Source organism: Actinomycetes bacterium, from assembly GCA_036510875.1.
Taxonomy (GTDB): domain Bacteria; phylum Actinomycetota; class Actinomycetes; order Prado026; family Prado026; genus DATCDE01.
In genome coordinates, this window is record DATCDE010000071.1 from 1 (window position 1) to 15,578 (window position 15,578).

The following is a 15,578-nucleotide window of genomic DNA, read 5'->3' on the forward strand; positions in this document are numbered from 1 at the left end:
GGGGTGCCCTCGGAACCGGGTGAGCTCGTCGGTTCTTCAGGTGGGGGTGGTGGCAGGTTTGGGTCGCTCATGGGTCCTCATCCCCTCGGAGTCCGATCTCGGCTCAGACCGTAGCGATCATCGCGGCGGACCGGTAGCCACCACGCGGATGGTTGTGCGGGAGACTTGGCCGCATGACCATCCCGTCGTTGGCCGGTGTCGCGCCGGATCTGGAGCGGTTCCGGGCGCTGGCCGTCGACCGCCGGGTCATTCCGGTGACCCGGCGGCTGCTCGCGGACGGCGACACCCCGGTGGGCCTGTACCACCGGTTGGCGCAGGGTCGCCCCGGCACCTTCCTGCTGGAGTCGGCTGAGCACGGCCGGGTGTGGTCGCGGTACTCCTTCGTCGGCGTCCGCTCAGCGGCGACCCTCACCGAACGTGGCGGGCAGGCGCACTGGACCGGCACGCCCCCGGTCGGGGTGCCCACCGCGGGCGACCCGCTCGCGGCGCTGCGGGACACGCTGGCCCTGCTGCACACCCCGCGGCTGCCCGACCTGCCGCCGCTCACCGGGGGCATGGTCGGCTTCATCGGCTATGACGTCGTGCGCCGGCTCGAGCGGCTGCCCGAGCTGGCCAAGGACGACCTGCGGCTGCCCGAGCTGGCCATGCTGTTCGCCACCGACCTGGCCGTGCTCGACCACGAGGACGGCTCGGTGCTGCTCATCGCCAACGCGGTGAACTACGACGCGACCGACGAGCGGGTCGACGAGGCGTGGGCCGACGCGGTCGCCCGGCTGGACCGGATGACCGCCGACCTGTCCCGGCCGGCGCCGCCGCTGGCCGTCGACCTGGACTGGACGGCGCAGCCGCAGGCGACCAGCAACACCGAGCGCGACCGGTTCCTGGCCAGCGTGGAGCGGGCCAAGGAGGAGATCCGGGCCGGCGAGGCGTTCCAGGTCGTGGTCTCCCAGCGGTTCGAGCTGGACACCACGGCGAGCGCCTTCGACGTGTACCGGGTGCTGCGGGTGACCAACCCCAGCCCGTACATGTACCTGCTGCGCTTCGACGGCTACGACGTCGTCGGGTCCAGCCCGGAGGCGCTGGTGAAGTGCCGCGAGGGCCGCGCCATGCTGCACCCGATCGCCGGCACCCGCTGGCGCGGGGCGACCCCGGAGGAGGACGCGCAGCTGGCCATCGACCTGCTGGCCGATGAGAAGGAGCGGGCCGAGCACCTCATGCTCGTCGACCTGGGACGCAACGACCTGGGCCGGATCTGCGCGCCGGGCACGGTCGAGGTGGTCGACTTCATGTCGGTCGAGCGGTACAGCCACGTCATGCACATCGTGTCGTCCGTGGTCGGCACGGTCCGGTCGGACCGGACGGCGTTCGACGTGCTCACGGCCTGCTTCCCGGCCGGGACCCTCAGCGGAGCCCCCAAGCCGCGGGCCATGGAGATCATCGAGGAGCTGGAGCCGACGCGGCGCGGCCTGTACGGCGGGGCCGTGGGCTACCTCGACTTCGCCGGCGACCTGGACGCCGCCATCGCGATCCGCACCGCGCTGCTGCGGGACGGCCGGGCCTACGTGCAGGCCGGGGGCGGCATCGTCGCCGACTCGGTGCCGGAGCGGGAGGAGAGGGAGAGCCGGGACAAGGCCGCCGCGGTGCTGCGGGCGGTTGCCGTGGCCGGGTCCTTCCGGCCAGTCGGATGAGCGCGCGCCGCGAGTTCGTCGCCGCCCTGGTGCTGATGGCCGTCGGCTCCGGGCTGGCCCTGCTGGCCGCGGGCCGGACCTGGGCCACGGCCACCGCGGCCGACCCGGGTGCACCGGCGGTGACGGTGGCGGTGACCGGGCGGGAGCTCGCGCCGGCGGTGTCCGCCCTCGCGGTGGTGGGGCTGGCCGGCCTGATGGCCGTGCCGTCGACCCGCGGCGTGCTGCGGCGGCTCGTCGGCGCCCTGCTGGCCGCCGCCGGCGCCGGCATCGTCGTCGCGTCCGTCGCGGTGGGCCGGGACACCGCCGCCGCGGTGTTGGGCCCGCTGGCCAGCCGGCTGGGGGTCACCCGGGTGCCGAGCGCCGCCACCACGGCGACGCCATGGTGGCTGGTGGCCGTCGTCGGCGGGGCGCTGCTGCTGGTCGCCGGGCTGGCCACGGCGGTGCGCGGCCCGCGCTGGTCCGGGATGTCCGCCCGGTACGACGCGCCGGCTGGGTCCGGGTCGCAGCCGGAGGTGGCGGACCGCTCGTCGGCCGACGTCTGGGCCGCGCTGGACCGGGGGGAGGACCCCACCACGGGCGCCGACCTGCCAGAATGACCGCACCCGACCCTCGAGGAGCCCCGGCGATGGCCGACCACCCCCACGACAACCACGGCAAGACCCCCGCCGCCTGGACCGCGGTCACCCTGGTGATGCTCGGTTTCCTGATCGGCTCGATCGCCGTGCTCGTGGAGTCCGTGTGGCTGTTCGTTGCCGGCGTGGTCGTCATCATCGCCGGCGCCGTGGCCGGCAAGGTGATGCAGATGATGGGTCTGGGTGCGACCCCCGGGACCAAGGCGGCCGGACCGCAGTGACCTCACTGGCGGCCGACACCGAGCGGGCTGCGGTACGCAGCCGGGGCGCTCGGCTGGTCGGACCGCTGGCGGTCGCCGCGGGAGTGCTCGCGTCGGTCGGCCTGCTCGCCGCCGTCGACCCCAACCAGCCCGGTCACTTCCCCACCTGCCCGTTCAAGGCCATGACCGGCCTGGACTGCCCGTTCTGCGGCGGCCTGCGCGCGGTCCACGACCTCGCCCACGGCAACGTCGTGGCCGCGCTCGATCGCAACGTCCTGGTGGTCCTTGCCGTTCCGGTCGTGGCCTTCGCCTGGCTGCAGTGGCTGCGCCGGGCGGTCCGGCCGGGCACGGCGCCGCGGCGCGAGGTGCCACCGTGGCTGGTGCGTGCCGTGATCGTCCTCGTGCTCGTGTTCTGGGTGGTCCGCAACATCCCCGGTGTGCCGTTCCTGGGCTCGGGGGTCGGCTGACGGAGGACCTCCCGCGCCCGGTTACCCTGGGCCGGGTCCAACGGGTTGACCGGATCGGGGGAACACGCGCGTGACCGTGCTCGACGAGATCCTCCTTGGGGTGCGCGCCGACCTGGCCGAGCGGCAGGCCGCCGTCCCCCTCGACGATCTCAAGGAGCGCGCGACCTCCCTGCCGTCGGCCCGCGACGGCGTCCGGGCGCTACGCCGCGACGACGTCGTCACGGTGATCGCCGAGGTCAAGCGGCGCAGCCCCTCCAAGGGCGACCTGGCCTCGATCAGCGACCCCGCGGCGCTGGCCCAGGACTACGAGTCCGGCGGGGCGGCCGTGGTCAGCGTGCTTACCGAGCAGCGCCGCTTCTGCGGCACCCTCGCCGATCTGGACGCCGTCCGGGCCGCGGTGGACATCCCGGTGCTGCGCAAGGACTTCATCGTCTCCAGCTACCAGCTGTGGGAGGCGCGGGCGCACGGCGCCGACCTGGTGCTGCTGATCGTCTCGGCGCTGGAGCAGCCGGCCCTGGTGTCGCTCGTCGAGCGGGCCGTCTCGATCGGCCTCACCCCGCTCGTCGAGTGCCACGACGCCGAGGAGGTCTCCCGCGCGATCGACGCCGGAGCCCGCATCGTGGGGATCAACGCCCGCGACCTGCGGACCCTCGAGGTGGACCGCACCCTGTTCGCCCGGCTGGCCCCGACCGTCCCGGACTCCGTGGTCCGGGTGGCCGAGTCCGGGGTGCGCGGCCCGCACGACCTGATCGAGTACGCGCGCGCCGGGGCGGACGCCGTCCTGGTGGGCGAGTCGCTGGTCACGGGTGGCGACCCGCGCACGGCCGTCGTGGAGCTGGTCACGGCCGGCTCGCACCCGGCGCTGAGGCACGGCCGGGGCGGGCAGTGACCGCGACCGAGCAGCCGGACGCCACCGGGCACTTCGGCCCGTACGGCGGCCGGTTCGTCCCCGAGGCGCTCGTCGCCGCGCTCGACGAGCTGGACGCCGCCTACCGCTCGGCCCAGGCCGACCCGACGTTCGCGGCCGAGCTGGACCACCTGCAGCGCACCTACACTGGCCGGCCGAGCATCCTCACCGAGGCCACCCGGCTGTCCGAGCAGGCGGGTGGGGCCCGGATCCTGCTCAAGCGCGAGGACCTGAACCACACCGGCTCACACAAGATCAACAATGTGCTGGGGCAGGCGCTGCTGACCCGGCGGATGGGCAAGCCCCGGGTGATTGCCGAGACCGGCGCCGGCCAGCACGGCGTGGCCACGGCCACCGCCGCGGCCCTGCTCGGTCTTGAGTGCAGGGTGTACATGGGCGAGGAGGACACCCGCCGGCAGGCGCTCAACGTGGCCCGGATGCGGCTGCTGGGCGCCGAGGTCGTACCCGTGACCGCGGGCAGCCGGACCCTCAAGGACGCCATCAACGAGGCGATGCGCGACTGGGTCACCAACGTCGACCGCACCCACTACCTGCTGGGCACGGTCACCGGTCCGCACCCGTTCCCTTCCATGGTGCGCGACTTCCAGCGGGTGATCGGCGACGAGGCCCGCCGGCAGGTGCTCGAGCTCACCGGCGCGCTGCCGGACGCGGTGGCCGCCTGCGTCGGCGGCGGCTCGAACGCCATGGGCATCTTCACCGCGTTCCTCGATGATCCGTCGGTGCGCCTGTACGGCTTCGAGGCGGGCGGCGAGGGCGTGGAAAGCGGCCGGCACGCGGCCCGGATGGCCGGCGGGTCGCCGGGCGTGCTGCACGGCACCCGGACCTACATCCTGCAGGACGAGATGGGCCAGACGGTGCCCTCGCACTCGATCTCGGCCGGTCTGGACTACCCGGGGGTCGGACCGCAGCACGCCTGGCTGCACGACACCGGCCGGGCCACCTACCAGCCGGTCACCGACACCGAGGCCATGGACGCCTTCGCGCTGCTCAGCCGCACCGAGGGCATCATCCCGGCGATCGAGAGCGCCCATGCGGTGGCCGGGGCGCTGCGGGTCGGCCGCCAGCTCGGCCCCGAGGCCGTCGTCCTGGTCAACCTGTCCGGGCGCGGCGACAAGGACGTCGACACCGCGGCCCGGTGGTTCGGCCTGACCGACGGGACGCCGGCGTGACCACGCTCGAGGCGGCCTTCGCCAGGACCCGCGCCGAGGGCCGGGCCGCGCTGGTGGCCTACCTGCCGGCCGGCTACCCGTCGGTGCGGGGCGGCATCGACGCGCTCGTCGCGATGGTGGACGCCGGCGTGGACGTCGTCGAGGTCGGGCTGCCGTACTCGGACCCGCTGATGGACGGCCCGACCATCCAGGCAGCAGTGGAGGCCGCGCTGGCCACCGGCACCCGAACCGCCGACGTGCTCGCCACCGTCGAGGCGGTGGCCCGCACCGGCGCCGCAACCGTCGTCATGAGCTACTGGAACCCGGTCGAGCGCTACGGCGTGGCCCGGTTCGCGACCGAGCTGGCCGCCGCCGGGGGCGCAGGGGTGATCACCCCCGACCTCACCCCGGAGGAGGCCGGTCCCTGGCTGGCCGCGACGTTCGACGCAGGCGTCGACCCGGTGTTCCTGGTGGCCCCGTCGTCCACCGACGCCCGGATTGCCCGGGTTGCCGAGGTGACGCGAGGGTTCGTGTACGCCGCCTCGACGATGGGCGTGACCGGCGCGCGGGACCAGGTCTCGGACCGCGCCGAGTCGCTGGTCGCACGGGTCCGGGCGGCCACCTCGCTCCCGGTGTGCGTGGGGCTCGGCGTGTCGACTGCGGCGCAGGCGGCCGAGGTGGCCTCCTACGCCGACGGCGTGATTGTGGGCTCGGCGTTCGTCCGGCGGCTGCTGGACGCGCCGTCCGCGGCCGAGGGGGTTGCTGCGGTGGCCGAGCTGGCCGCCGGCGTCCGCCGCCCCTGACCCCCCATCCGGGAGGCGGGCGGGAACCGGGCCGGGCCGCCACTCGTCGGACCACCGTGCGCGTGCCCGTTGCCGCTGCGCTCGCGGCCGCCCTGCTGGTCGGCCTGACCGCATGCGGCGCCCCCTCGGCCGCCACCGCCGTCGCGTCGCCGGCCTTCCACGGGACCACCCTCGACCCGCCGCTGGCCAAGCCCACGACGACCTTCGCGGACACCGACGGCCAGCCGTTTCGGATCGACCGGGACACCCGGCGCCACGTCACCCTGGTCTACTTCGGCTACACCCACTGCACCGACGTGTGCCCCGCGGTGCTCGCCGACCTGGCGGCTGCGCTGCGCCCGCTCGACCCGGCCACCCGCAAGCACACCGTCGTGCTGTACGTCACCGTGGACCCGGCGCGGGACACGCCGGCCGCGATGCGGACCTACCTGGCCACCTTCGACCCCACCTTCGTGGGCCTAACCGCTCCATTCGAGCAGGTCCAGGCGGCCGCGGCGGACCTCGGCGTGGCCGTCACCAGGCCCGCCCAGGACCCCGGCTCGGCGTACGAGGTGGACCACGGCGCGCAGGTCATCGGGTTCGCGGCAGACGGCCTCGGCCGGGTGCTGTGGTTGCCCGGCACGCCGGTCGATGACATCACCATGGACGTCCGCAGGTTAGCCTCGACGTCATGAGCAGCACGGTTCCCCGCTTCGCCGGCACCCCCCGGCAGCTGTGGCTGAGCACCGTCGTGCGCGTCGCGCTGGCCGCGGTGCTGCTCTCGGCCGGCGGGCTGAAGATGCTCGACCCGACCCAGGCGGTGCGGGCGGTCCAGGCCTACCAGCTGCTGCCCCCGGGGGTGGACCAGCTGGTCGGCTACGGCCTGCCGCTGCTGGAGATTGCGCTGGGCGTCCTGCTGCTGCTCGGCCTGGCCGTGCGCTGGGCGGCGATCGCGGCCGGGGTCCTCATGGTCGTGTTCATCTCCGGCATCGTGTCGGTGTGGGTGCGCGGCCTGTCCATCGACTGCGGCTGCTTCGGCGGCGGCGGCCTGGTGTCCCGCAACGGGCTGGCCGGGCGGTACGCCGCGGAGATCCTGCGTGACCTGCTGTTCCTCGGCCTGGCATCCTGGCTGGCCGTGTTCCCCGCGAGCCGGTTCGGCGTCGACCGAGCGCCGGCCGCGGACCTCTCCCCCGTCGAGGAGCCCGTCGCATGAGCCAGACCGGTCGCGAGAGCAAGCGCGACGTCCGCGAGCGCCAGGCCCAGGAGCGGGCCCAGCAGGCCGCGACCCAGCAGCGCAAGGAGCGGATGATCCGCCTCGGGCTGATCGGGCTGGTCTTCCTGGTCGTGGCCGGCGTCGGCCTCGGCGTCTACCTGTCGAACCGGCCGAAGGCCGACACGGCCGCCTCCGTTCCCAAGGGCGTCACCCCCCCGGGGGGCGGCGTGGTCGTCGGAACCGGCACCAAGCCGCTGCTCGACGTCTGGGAGGACTTCCAGTGCCCGGCCTGCAAGGCCCTGGAGGACGCGCTCGGGAGCTACATCGAGAGCCTCGGCACGAGCGGGAAGGTCAAGCTCGTCTACCACCCGCTGTCGTTCCTCGACCAGAACCTGAACAACGACAGCTCGCTGCGGGCGGCCAACGCATCCGGGTGCGCCCAGGACCAGGGCAAGTTCCGGCCGTTCCATGACCAGGTCTACAAGAACCAGCCGGCCAAGGAGGGCACCGGCTACACCGATGCCCAGCTGATCGAGTTCGGCAAGGCGGCGGGCGTGCCCGACATGACCACGTTCACGCAGTGCGTGAACAGCCACACCCACTACGGCTGGGTGAACAACGTCCAGCTGTCCGGCAACGCCGCCCAGATCACCTCGACTCCGACGTTCACGATCGACGGCAAGAAGATCGACTTCAGCACCGCCAAGAGCTACGACGAGATCAAGACCATGCTGGACCAGGCGATCGCGGCAGCCAGCTGAACACCTCGTCGACACCGAGCAGGACGGAGCGGCAGCGGTGATCGCTGGCGGATTGTTGGCCTTCATCCCGAGCCCGTCGCAGGGCGTCTGGCACCTCGGGCCGATCCCGATCCGTGCCTACGCGCTGTGCATCATCACCGGGATCATCGTCGCCATCTGGATGGGTGAGCGGCGCTACGTCGCGCGCGGCGGCAGCCCGGGCACGGTGGCCGACGTCGCCGTGTGGGCGGTGCCGTTCGGCATCATCGGTGGCCGGCTGTACCACCTGATCACGTCCTGGCAGCCGTACTTCGGCGCGGGCGGGCACCCCCTCAACGCGTTCAAGATCTGGAACGGCGGGCTGGGGATCTGGGGCGCCGTCGCCCTCGGCGGCGTGGGCGCCTGGATCGCCTGCCGCCGGATGGGCATCCCGCTGGCCCCGCTCGCCGACGCGATCGCCCCGGGGATCCTGGTCGCCCAGGCGATCGGCCGTTGGGGCAACTGGTTCAACCAGGAGCTGTTCGGACGGCCGACGACCCTGCCGTGGGGCCTGGAGATCGACCTGGCGCACCGGCCCGTGGGCTACGAGCAGTACGCGACGTTCCACCCCACGTTCCTGTACGAGTCGCTGTGGATGCTCGTGGTCGCCGCGTTCCTGCTGTGGGCGGACAAGCGGTTCCGGATGGGCCACGGGCGGGTGTTCGGCCTCTACGTGGCGCTGTACACCGTCGGCCGGATCTGGTGGGAGCTGCTGCGCATCGACGACGCCAACCACATCCTGGGGCTGCGGGTGAACGTCTGGGTGGCCGTCCTGGTCTGTGCCGGCTCGATCGTGTGGCTGGTGCGCTCCGCCCGGCGTCATCCTGGCCGGGAGGATGTGGTCGACCCGCGGGTCGGGCGGTCGGAGCACGACCAGGAGCAGGAGCAGCAGGAGGAGGGCGTCTCATGACGACGTCGGACTCCTCGTCGGGTCCACCGGGTCCGTCGCCGGAGGTCCACCACTCCCACCAGGACGTCAGCGGCGGCTGGCTGCGGGCTGTGGTGTTCGGCGCCATGGACGGTCTGGTGTCCAACTTCGCGCTCATCGCCGGCATGGCCGGTGGCGGGGTGTCGTCGTCGACCATCGTGCTGGCCGGGTTCGCCGGCCTGGGGGCCGGCGCCTTCTCGATGGCCGCCGGCGAGTACGTGTCGGTCCGGTCGCAGAACGAGCTGGCCGAGCGCGAGCTGATCATCGAGCGGCTCGAGCTGGAGCGCAACGCCGACGGTGAGCTGGCCGAGCTGGCGCACAGCTACATCGACCGCGGGGTCCAGCCTGAGCTGGCCTACGAGGTGGCCCGGCAGATCTCGCGGGACACCGACCGCGCCGTCCAGGTGCACGCGATGCTCGAGCTCGGGGTCGACCCGCAGCAGCTGGCCAGCCCCGTGGTCGCGGCCGGCTCCTCCTTCGTGGCCTTCCTGACCGGTGCGATCATCCCGGTGATCCCCTACCTCTTCGGCGCCACGGACCTGCTGCCCGCGCTGGTCGTCTCGGCGCTGGGCCTGTTCGGCGCGGGAGCGCTGGTGTCCCGGATCACCCCGCGCAGCTGGTGGTACGCAGGATTGCGCCAGCTCGGCTTCGGCCTCGGCGCGGCCGGTCTCACCTACGGCATCGGGGCCCTCGTGGGGGTCGCCACCGGCTAGGGGCACCGGTTTCCAGCGTGTTACGCTGCCGCCACAGCTCAGGGCCAACGTCGTCCCTGGCAGAACCATCGAGCCAGACGACGAACGGGAGCCACCGTGGCCGCTGCCTTCTCCGCCAACCCCGCCGGCCAGGGTCTCTACGACCCGGCCCAGGAGCGGGATGCCTGCGGCGTCGCCTTCGTCGCCACCCTCACCGGTGTGGCCAGCCACCGGATCGTCGACCAGGCGCTCACGGCGCTGCGCAACTTGGAGCACCGCGGGGCCTCCGGGGCGGAGCCGGACAGCGGGGACGGCGCCGGCATCCTCGTGCAGGTTCCGGACGCCTTCCTGCGCGCGGTCGTGGACTTCCCGCTGCCCCCGAAGGGGGAGTACGCGGTGGGGACGGCGTTCCTGCCGGACGACGACGCCGCCGACGCGGCCGCGGTGGCGCGGATCACCGGGCTGGCCGAGGAGGAGGGGCTGCAGGTCCTCGGCTGGCGGGAGCTGCCCACCGACCCGTCCCTGCTCGGTGCGACCGCCCGCTCGGTCATGCCCCGGCTCCGCCAGCTGTTCGTCGCGCCGCGCTCCGGCCGGGTCGTGGGGCTCGGCCTGGAGCGGATGGTCTTCGCCCTGCGCAAGCGCGCCGAGCGCGAGCTGGACGTCTACTTCCCGAGCCTGTCCACCCGGCGGCTGGTCTACAAGGGCATGCTCACGACCGGCGAGCTCGAGCCGTTCTACCCGGACCTGTCCGACCCGCGGTTCGACAGCGCGCTGGCGCTGGTGCACTCCCGGTTCTCCACCAACACGTTCCCGTCCTGGCCGCTGGCCCACCCGTACCGGTACATCGCCCACAACGGCGAAATCAACACGGTCAGGGGCAACCGGAACTGGATGCGGGCCAGGGAGTCGCTGCTGGCCACCGACCTCATCCCCGGTGATCTGAGCCGGCTGTTCCCCGTCTGCACCGAGGGTCGCAGCGACTCGGCGTCCTTCGACGAGGCGCTGGAGCTGCTCTACCTGGGCGGCCGGTCGCTGCCGCACGCGGTGCTCATGATGATCCCGGAGGCGTGGGAGAACCACACCTCGATGGACCCGGCCCGCCGCGACTTCTACCAGTACCACGCCACCTTGATGGAGCCGTGGGACGGCCCGGCCGCCGTGGCCTTCACCGACGGCAGCCTGATCGGGGCGGTCCTGGACCGCAACGGGCTGCGTCCCGGCCGGTTCTGGGTCACCGACGAGGGGCTGGTCGTGCTGGCCAGCGAGGTCGGCGTGCTCGACCTGGACCCGGCCACCGTGGTCCGCAAGGGCCGGCTGCAGCCCGGCCGGATGTTCCTGGTGGACACCGTCGAGGGCCGCATCGTCGAGGACGACGAGGTCAAGGCGGCGCTGGCCGCCGAGCGCCCCTACGGGGAGTGGCTGCACGCCGGCCTGATCCACCTCGAGGACCTGCCGGACCGCGAGCACGTGACGCACACGGCCGAGTCGGTGGCCCGGCGGCAGCAGACCTTCGGCTACACCGAGGAGGAGCTGCGGGTGCTGCTGGCCCCGATGGCCCGCACCGGGGCCGAGGCGATCGGCTCCATGGGCACCGACACGCCGGTCGCCGTGCTGTCCGACAAGGCGCGGCTGCTGTTCGACTACTTCGCCCAGTCGTTCGCGCAGGTCACCAACCCGCCGCTGGACGCGATCCGCGAGGAGCTGGTCACCTCGCTGGGCACCGTGATCGGGCCGGAGGGCAACCTGCTCGAGGTCAGCCCGTCGGCCTGCCGCCAGGTCGTGTTGCCGTTCCCGGTCATCGACAACGACGAGCTGGCCAAGATTAAGCACATCAACGCCGACGGCGACCTGCCGGGCTTCGCCTCGATGACCGTGCGTGGGCTGTACCCGGTGCACGGGGGCGGCGCCGCGCTGGCCCAGCGCATCGACGCCATCTGCGCCGAGGTGTCGGCGGCCATCGAGCGCGGCATCCGCTTCTTCGTGCTCTGCGACCGGGACTCCGACGCCGAGCACGCGCCGATCCCGTCGCTGCTGCTGACCGCTGCGATGCACCACCACCTGGTGCGCAGCAAGGAGCGCACCCGGGTGTCGCTGCTCGTCGAGGCCGGCGACGTGCGTGAGGTCCACCACGCGGCCCTGCTCATCGGGTACGGCGCCGCGGCGGTCAACCCCTACCTGGCCATGGAGTCGGTCGAGAGCCTGGTCCGGCGCGGGGTGATCCCCGGGCTCACTCCGGAGAAGGCGATCCGCAACCTGATCAAGGCGCTCGGTAAGGGCGTGCTCAAGGTCATGTCCAAGATGGGCATCTCCACGGTGGCCTCCTACCGCGGCGCCCAGGTGTTCGAGGCGCTCGGGCTGTCCCAGGGGGTGGTCGACCGGTACTTCACAGGGACCGCCTCCCGGCTCGGCGGGGTCGGCCTGGACGTCATCGCCGAGGAGGTCGCCCGCCGGCACGCGGTCGCCTACCCGCCGTCCGGGATCTCGCCGGCGCACCGGCAGCTGGCGGTGGGCGGGGAGTACCAGTGGCGGCGCGAGGGTGAGCCGCACCTGTTCGACCCGGACACGGTGTTCCGGCTGCAGCACGCGACCCGCGAGAAGCGGTTCGACGTGTTCCGCGAGTACAGCCGCCGGGTCGACGACCAGTCGGAGCGGCTGATGACGCTGCGCGGGCTGTTCTCGTTCCGCACCGGGCTGCGCCCGGCGGTGCCGCTCGACGAGGTCGAACCGGTCGCCGAGATCGTCAAGCGGTTCTCCACCGGCGCGATGTCCTACGGCTCGATCAGCCAGGAGGCGCACGAAACCCTCGCGGTCGCCATGAACCGCCTCGGCGGCAAGTCCAACACGGGGGAGGGCGGCGAGGACCCCGCGCGGTTCGTGCCCGCCCCGAACGGCGACTCCAAGCGCTCGGCGATCAAGCAGGTGGCCAGCGGCCGCTTCGGGGTGACCAGCGAGTACCTGGTCAACGCCGACGACCTGCAGATCAAGATGGCCCAGGGCGCCAAGCCGGGGGAGGGCGGCCAGCTGCCGGCGCACAAGGTGTACCCGTGGATCGCGCGCACCCGGCACTCCACCCCGGGCGTGGGGCTGATCTCGCCGCCGCCGCACCACGACATCTACTCGATCGAGGACCTCGCCCAGCTCATCCACGACCTGAAGAACGCCAACAACCGGGCCCGGGTGCACGTGAAGCTGGTGTCCGAGGTCGGTGTCGGCACGGTGGCCGCGGGGGTGGCCAAGGCGCACGCGGACGTCGTGCTCATCTCCGGGCACGACGGCGGCACCGGCGCCTCGCCGCTCACCTCGCTCAAGCACGCGGGGACGCCGTGGGAGCTGGGCCTGGCCGAGACCCAGCAGACGCTGCTGCTCAACGGGCTGCGTGACCGGATCGTCGTCCAGGCCGACGGCCAGCTCAAGACCGGGCGGGACGTGGTCATCGCGGCGCTGCTCGGCGCCGAGGAGTACGGCTTCGCCACCGCGCCGCTGGTCGTCATGGGCTGCGTGATGATGCGGGTCTGCCACCTCGACACCTGCCCGGTCGGGGTGGCCACCCAGAACCCGCAGCTGCGGGAGCGGTTCAGCGGCCGGCCGGAGTTCGTCGAGACGTTCTTCGAGTACATCGCCGAGGAGGTCCGCGAGCACCTGGCCGCGCTCGGCTTCCGCACCCTCGAGGAGGCCGTCGGCCAGGCCGAGTCGCTCGACGCGAGCCGGGCGGTCACCCACTGGAAGGCCAGCGGCCTGGACCTCTCGCCGGTCCTGCACGTGCCGAACCTGCCGGCCGGGCTGCCCCGGCACTGCACGGTGGAGCAGGACCACGGGTTGGACAAGGCGCTCGACAACGAGCTGATCGCGCTGGCCGGGGACGCCCTCGAGCGAGGTGAGCCGGTGCGCGCCCAGGTCACCGTGCGCAACGTCAACCGCACCGTCGGCACCATGCTCGGCTCGGAGGTCACCCGCCGCTACGGCGGCGCCGGCCTACCGGACGGCACCATCGACGTGACCCTCACCGGCTCGGCCGGGCAGTCGTTCGGGGCGTTCCTGCCCCCGGGCGTCACGCTGCGGCTGGAGGGCGACGCCAACGACTACGTCGGCAAGGGGCTGTCCGGCGGCCGGATCATCGTCCGGCCGGACCGGCGGGCCCCGTTCGTGGCCGAGGACAACGTGATCGCCGGGAACGTGCTGCTCTACGGCGCGACGTCGGGCGAGGTGTTCGTCCGCGGCGTCGTCGGCGAGCGGTTCTGCGTGCGCAACTCCGGCGCCACCGCGGTGGTCGAGGGGGTCGGCGACCACGCCTGCGAGTACATGACCGGCGGCGTGGCGGCCGTGCTCGGCCCCACCGGCCGCAATCTCGCGGCCGGCATGTCCGGCGGCGTCGCCTACGTGCTCGACCTGGACACCTCGCGGGTCAACCGCGAGATGGTCGACCTCGAGCCGGTGGACGACACCGAGGCCGAGCGGCTGGTCGAGCTGGTGCGGCGGCACGCCGAGGAGACCGGGTCGGTCGTGGCGGAGGCGCTGCTGGTCGACTGGCCGTCGTCCCGGGCCCGGTTCACGACGGTCATGCCCAAGGACTTCAAGCGGGTGCTGCAGGCCAAGCTGCGCGCCGAGCAGGAAGGCCGCGACGCCATCGAGATGATCATGGAGGCCTCCCGTGGCTGACCCCAAGGGCTTCCTCACCACGCCCCGCGAGCTGCCGAGCCGACGGCCCGTGGACGTGCGGCTGCAGGACTGGCGCGAGGTCGACGAGCCGATGGCGCCGGGTGCGCTGGAGGCGCAGGCCGGCCGGTGCATGGACTGCGGCATCCCGTTCTGCCACAACGGCTGCCCGCTGGGGAACCTGATCCCCGAGTGGAACGACCTGGTGTGGCGCGACGACTGGCGGGTGGCGGTCGAGCGGCTGCACGCGACCAACAACTTCCCCGAGTTCACCGGGCGGCTGTGCCCGGCGCCGTGCGAGACCGCCTGCGTGCTGGGCCTCAACGCCGACCCGGTCACCATCAAGCAGGTCGAGGTCTCGATCATCGACCGGGCCTGGGAGGCCGGCTGGGTCACCGCGCAGCCGCCCGGCCGGCTGTCCGGGCGGACGGTCGCGGTCGTGGGCTCCGGCCCGGCCGGGCTCGCGGTGGCCCAGCAGCTGACCAGGGCCGGGCACACCGTCGCCGTCCTGGAGCGGGCCGACCGGATCGGCGGCCTGCTGCGCTACGGCATCCCCGAGTTCAAGATGGAGAAGCGGCAGCTGGACCGGCGGCTGGCCCAGATGGAGGCCGAGGGCACCCGGTTCCGCACCGGGGTCAACGTCGGCGTGGACCTCACGGGCCACGACCTGCGCCGCCGGTTCGACGCCGTCGTCCTGGCGGTGGGCGCCACCGTCCCGCGCGACCTGCCGGTGCCCGGCCGTGAGCTGGCCGGGGTGTACCAGGCCATGGACTTCCTGCCGCTGGCCAACCGGGTGCAGGAGGGCGACCTGGCCGAGCCGCCGGAGTCTGCGACCGGCAGGCACGTGGTGATCATCGGCGGTGGCGACACCGGCGCGGACTGCCTGGGCACCTCGCTGCGTCAGGGCGCCGCCTCGGTGACCCAGCTGGAGATCCTGCCCCGGCCGCCGGCGGACCGGGCGGCCGGCCAGCCGTGGCCGACCTACCCGATGACCTACCGGGTCTCCAGCGCCCACGAGGAGGGCGGGGACCGGGTGTTCGCGGTGAGCACCAAGCGGTTCCTCGGGGACCCGCAGGGCCGGGTCCGGGCGCTCGAGCTGGTCGAGGTCAGCCTGGTGGACGGCCGGTTCGAGGAGGTGCCCGGCTCGGTGCGGGAGATCCCGGCCGACCTGGTGCTGCTGGCCATGGGATTCTCCGGCCCGCAGCCGGACGGGCTGCTCGAGCAGCTCGGGGTGGCGCTCGATGCGCGGGGCAACGTGACGCGGGACCGGCAGTACGCCACCTCGGTCGACGGCGTCTTCGTGGCCGGGGACGCCGGGCGCGGCCAGTCGCTGATCGTCTGGGCCATCGCGGAGGGCCGCTCCTGCGCGGCCGCCGTGGACCGCTTCCTCACGGGGACGACGAACCTGCCGGCCCCGATCGACCCGAACGCGCGGCCCCTGACGGTCTGAGCCGGGCGGCCCGCCCCT

General features: G+C 73.3%; 14 protein-coding genes. All 14 read left to right on the forward strand.

The window, feature by feature from the left end; all coding sequences use genetic code 11:
- Window positions 1–173 precede the first annotated feature (173 nt).
- The 14 genes from VIM19_03715 (at window position 174) to VIM19_03780 (ending at window position 15,560) form a co-directional block, all read left to right on the forward strand.
- Complete coding sequence (locus tag VIM19_03715) at window positions 174–1,688, forward strand: anthranilate synthase component I (GenBank protein HEY5184014.1); 1,515 nt, start codon at window positions 174–176, stop codon at window positions 1,686–1,688.
- Window positions 1,685–2,284 carry a TIGR02234 family membrane protein gene (locus tag VIM19_03720; protein HEY5184015.1) on the forward strand — a complete coding sequence of 200 codons (600 nt, stop codon included), beginning with the start codon at window positions 1,685–1,687 and terminating at the stop codon, window positions 2,282–2,284. Before VIM19_03715 ends, VIM19_03720 begins: the two co-directional genes overlap by 4 nt.
- A 29-nt stretch (window positions 2,285–2,313) precedes the next feature.
- Entirely contained in the window at window positions 2,314–2,541 is a 228-nt protein-coding gene (locus VIM19_03725; protein ID HEY5184016.1) for an HGxxPAAW family protein, read from the forward strand.
- Window positions 2,538–2,987, forward strand: a complete 450-nt coding sequence (locus VIM19_03730; protein HEY5184017.1) for a DUF2752 domain-containing protein — start codon at window positions 2,538–2,540, stop codon at window positions 2,985–2,987. The genes VIM19_03725 and VIM19_03730 overlap by 4 nt, the downstream gene beginning before the upstream one ends.
- Before the next feature lie 70 nt (window positions 2,988–3,057).
- Window positions 3,058–3,876: an indole-3-glycerol phosphate synthase TrpC gene (trpC, locus tag VIM19_03735; GenBank protein ID HEY5184018.1), complete on the forward strand. Its 819-nt coding sequence runs from the start codon at window positions 3,058–3,060 to the stop codon at window positions 3,874–3,876.
- Complete coding sequence (gene trpB, locus VIM19_03740; GenBank protein ID HEY5184019.1) at window positions 3,873–5,084, forward strand: tryptophan synthase subunit beta; 1,212 nt, start codon at window positions 3,873–3,875, stop codon at window positions 5,082–5,084. Before trpC ends, trpB begins: the two co-directional genes overlap by 4 nt.
- On the forward strand, window positions 5,081–5,866 hold the full coding sequence (gene trpA / locus VIM19_03745; GenBank protein HEY5184020.1) for a tryptophan synthase subunit alpha: 786 nt from the start codon (window positions 5,081–5,083) through the stop codon (window positions 5,864–5,866). Before trpB ends, trpA begins: the two co-directional genes overlap by 4 nt.
- A 62-nt stretch (window positions 5,867–5,928) precedes the next feature.
- Window positions 5,929–6,540 carry an SCO family protein gene (locus tag VIM19_03750; GenBank protein HEY5184021.1) on the forward strand — a complete coding sequence of 204 codons (612 nt, stop codon included), beginning with the start codon at window positions 5,929–5,931 and terminating at the stop codon, window positions 6,538–6,540.
- 38 nt (window positions 6,541–6,578) lie between these two features.
- Window positions 6,579–7,058: a MauE/DoxX family redox-associated membrane protein gene (locus VIM19_03755; GenBank protein ID HEY5184022.1), complete on the forward strand. Its 480-nt coding sequence runs from the start codon at window positions 6,579–6,581 to the stop codon at window positions 7,056–7,058.
- A complete protein-coding gene (locus tag VIM19_03760; GenBank protein ID HEY5184023.1) occupies window positions 7,055–7,819 on the forward strand; it encodes a thioredoxin domain-containing protein in 765 nt (254 codons plus the stop codon). The genes VIM19_03755 and VIM19_03760 overlap by 4 nt, the downstream gene beginning before the upstream one ends.
- 37 nt (window positions 7,820–7,856) lie before the next feature.
- The gene (gene lgt, locus VIM19_03765; protein HEY5184024.1) at window positions 7,857–8,747 is read left to right on the forward strand and encodes a prolipoprotein diacylglyceryl transferase; all 891 of its coding nucleotides are present in this window, start codon (window positions 7,857–7,859) and stop codon (window positions 8,745–8,747) included.
- Window positions 8,744–9,478 carry a VIT1/CCC1 transporter family protein gene (locus tag VIM19_03770; protein HEY5184025.1) on the forward strand — a complete coding sequence of 245 codons (735 nt, stop codon included), beginning with the start codon at window positions 8,744–8,746 and terminating at the stop codon, window positions 9,476–9,478. Before lgt ends, VIM19_03770 begins: the two co-directional genes overlap by 4 nt.
- A gap of 96 nt (window positions 9,479–9,574) precedes the next feature.
- Window positions 9,575–14,113 (forward strand): glutamate synthase large subunit, encoded by a 4,539-nt coding sequence (gene gltB, locus VIM19_03775; GenBank protein HEY5184026.1) that lies wholly within the window; start codon window positions 9,575–9,577, stop codon window positions 14,111–14,113.
- Window positions 14,106–15,560, forward strand: a complete 1,455-nt coding sequence (locus tag VIM19_03780; protein HEY5184027.1) for a glutamate synthase subunit beta — start codon at window positions 14,106–14,108, stop codon at window positions 15,558–15,560. The genes gltB and VIM19_03780 overlap by 8 nt, the downstream gene beginning before the upstream one ends.
- The last annotated feature ends 18 nt before the right edge of the window (window positions 15,561–15,578 follow it).

Bases quoted from the DNA above. Each gene is read 5' to 3' on its own strand.
- VIM19_03770 (HEY5184025.1), top strand. From the start codon at position 8,744: ATGACGACGTCGGACTCCTCGTCGGGTCCACCGGGTCCGTCGCCGGAG.
- VIM19_03720 (HEY5184015.1), top strand. From the start codon at position 1,685: ATGAGCGCGCGCCGCGAGTTCGTCGCCGCCCTGGTGCTGATGGCCGTC.
- VIM19_03725 (HEY5184016.1), top strand. From the start codon at position 2,314: ATGGCCGACCACCCCCACGACAACCACGGCAAGACCCCCGCCGCCTGG.
- VIM19_03715 (HEY5184014.1), top strand. From the start codon at position 174: ATGACCATCCCGTCGTTGGCCGGTGTCGCGCCGGATCTGGAGCGGTTC.
- VIM19_03760 (HEY5184023.1), top strand. From the start codon at position 7,055: ATGAGCCAGACCGGTCGCGAGAGCAAGCGCGACGTCCGCGAGCGCCAG.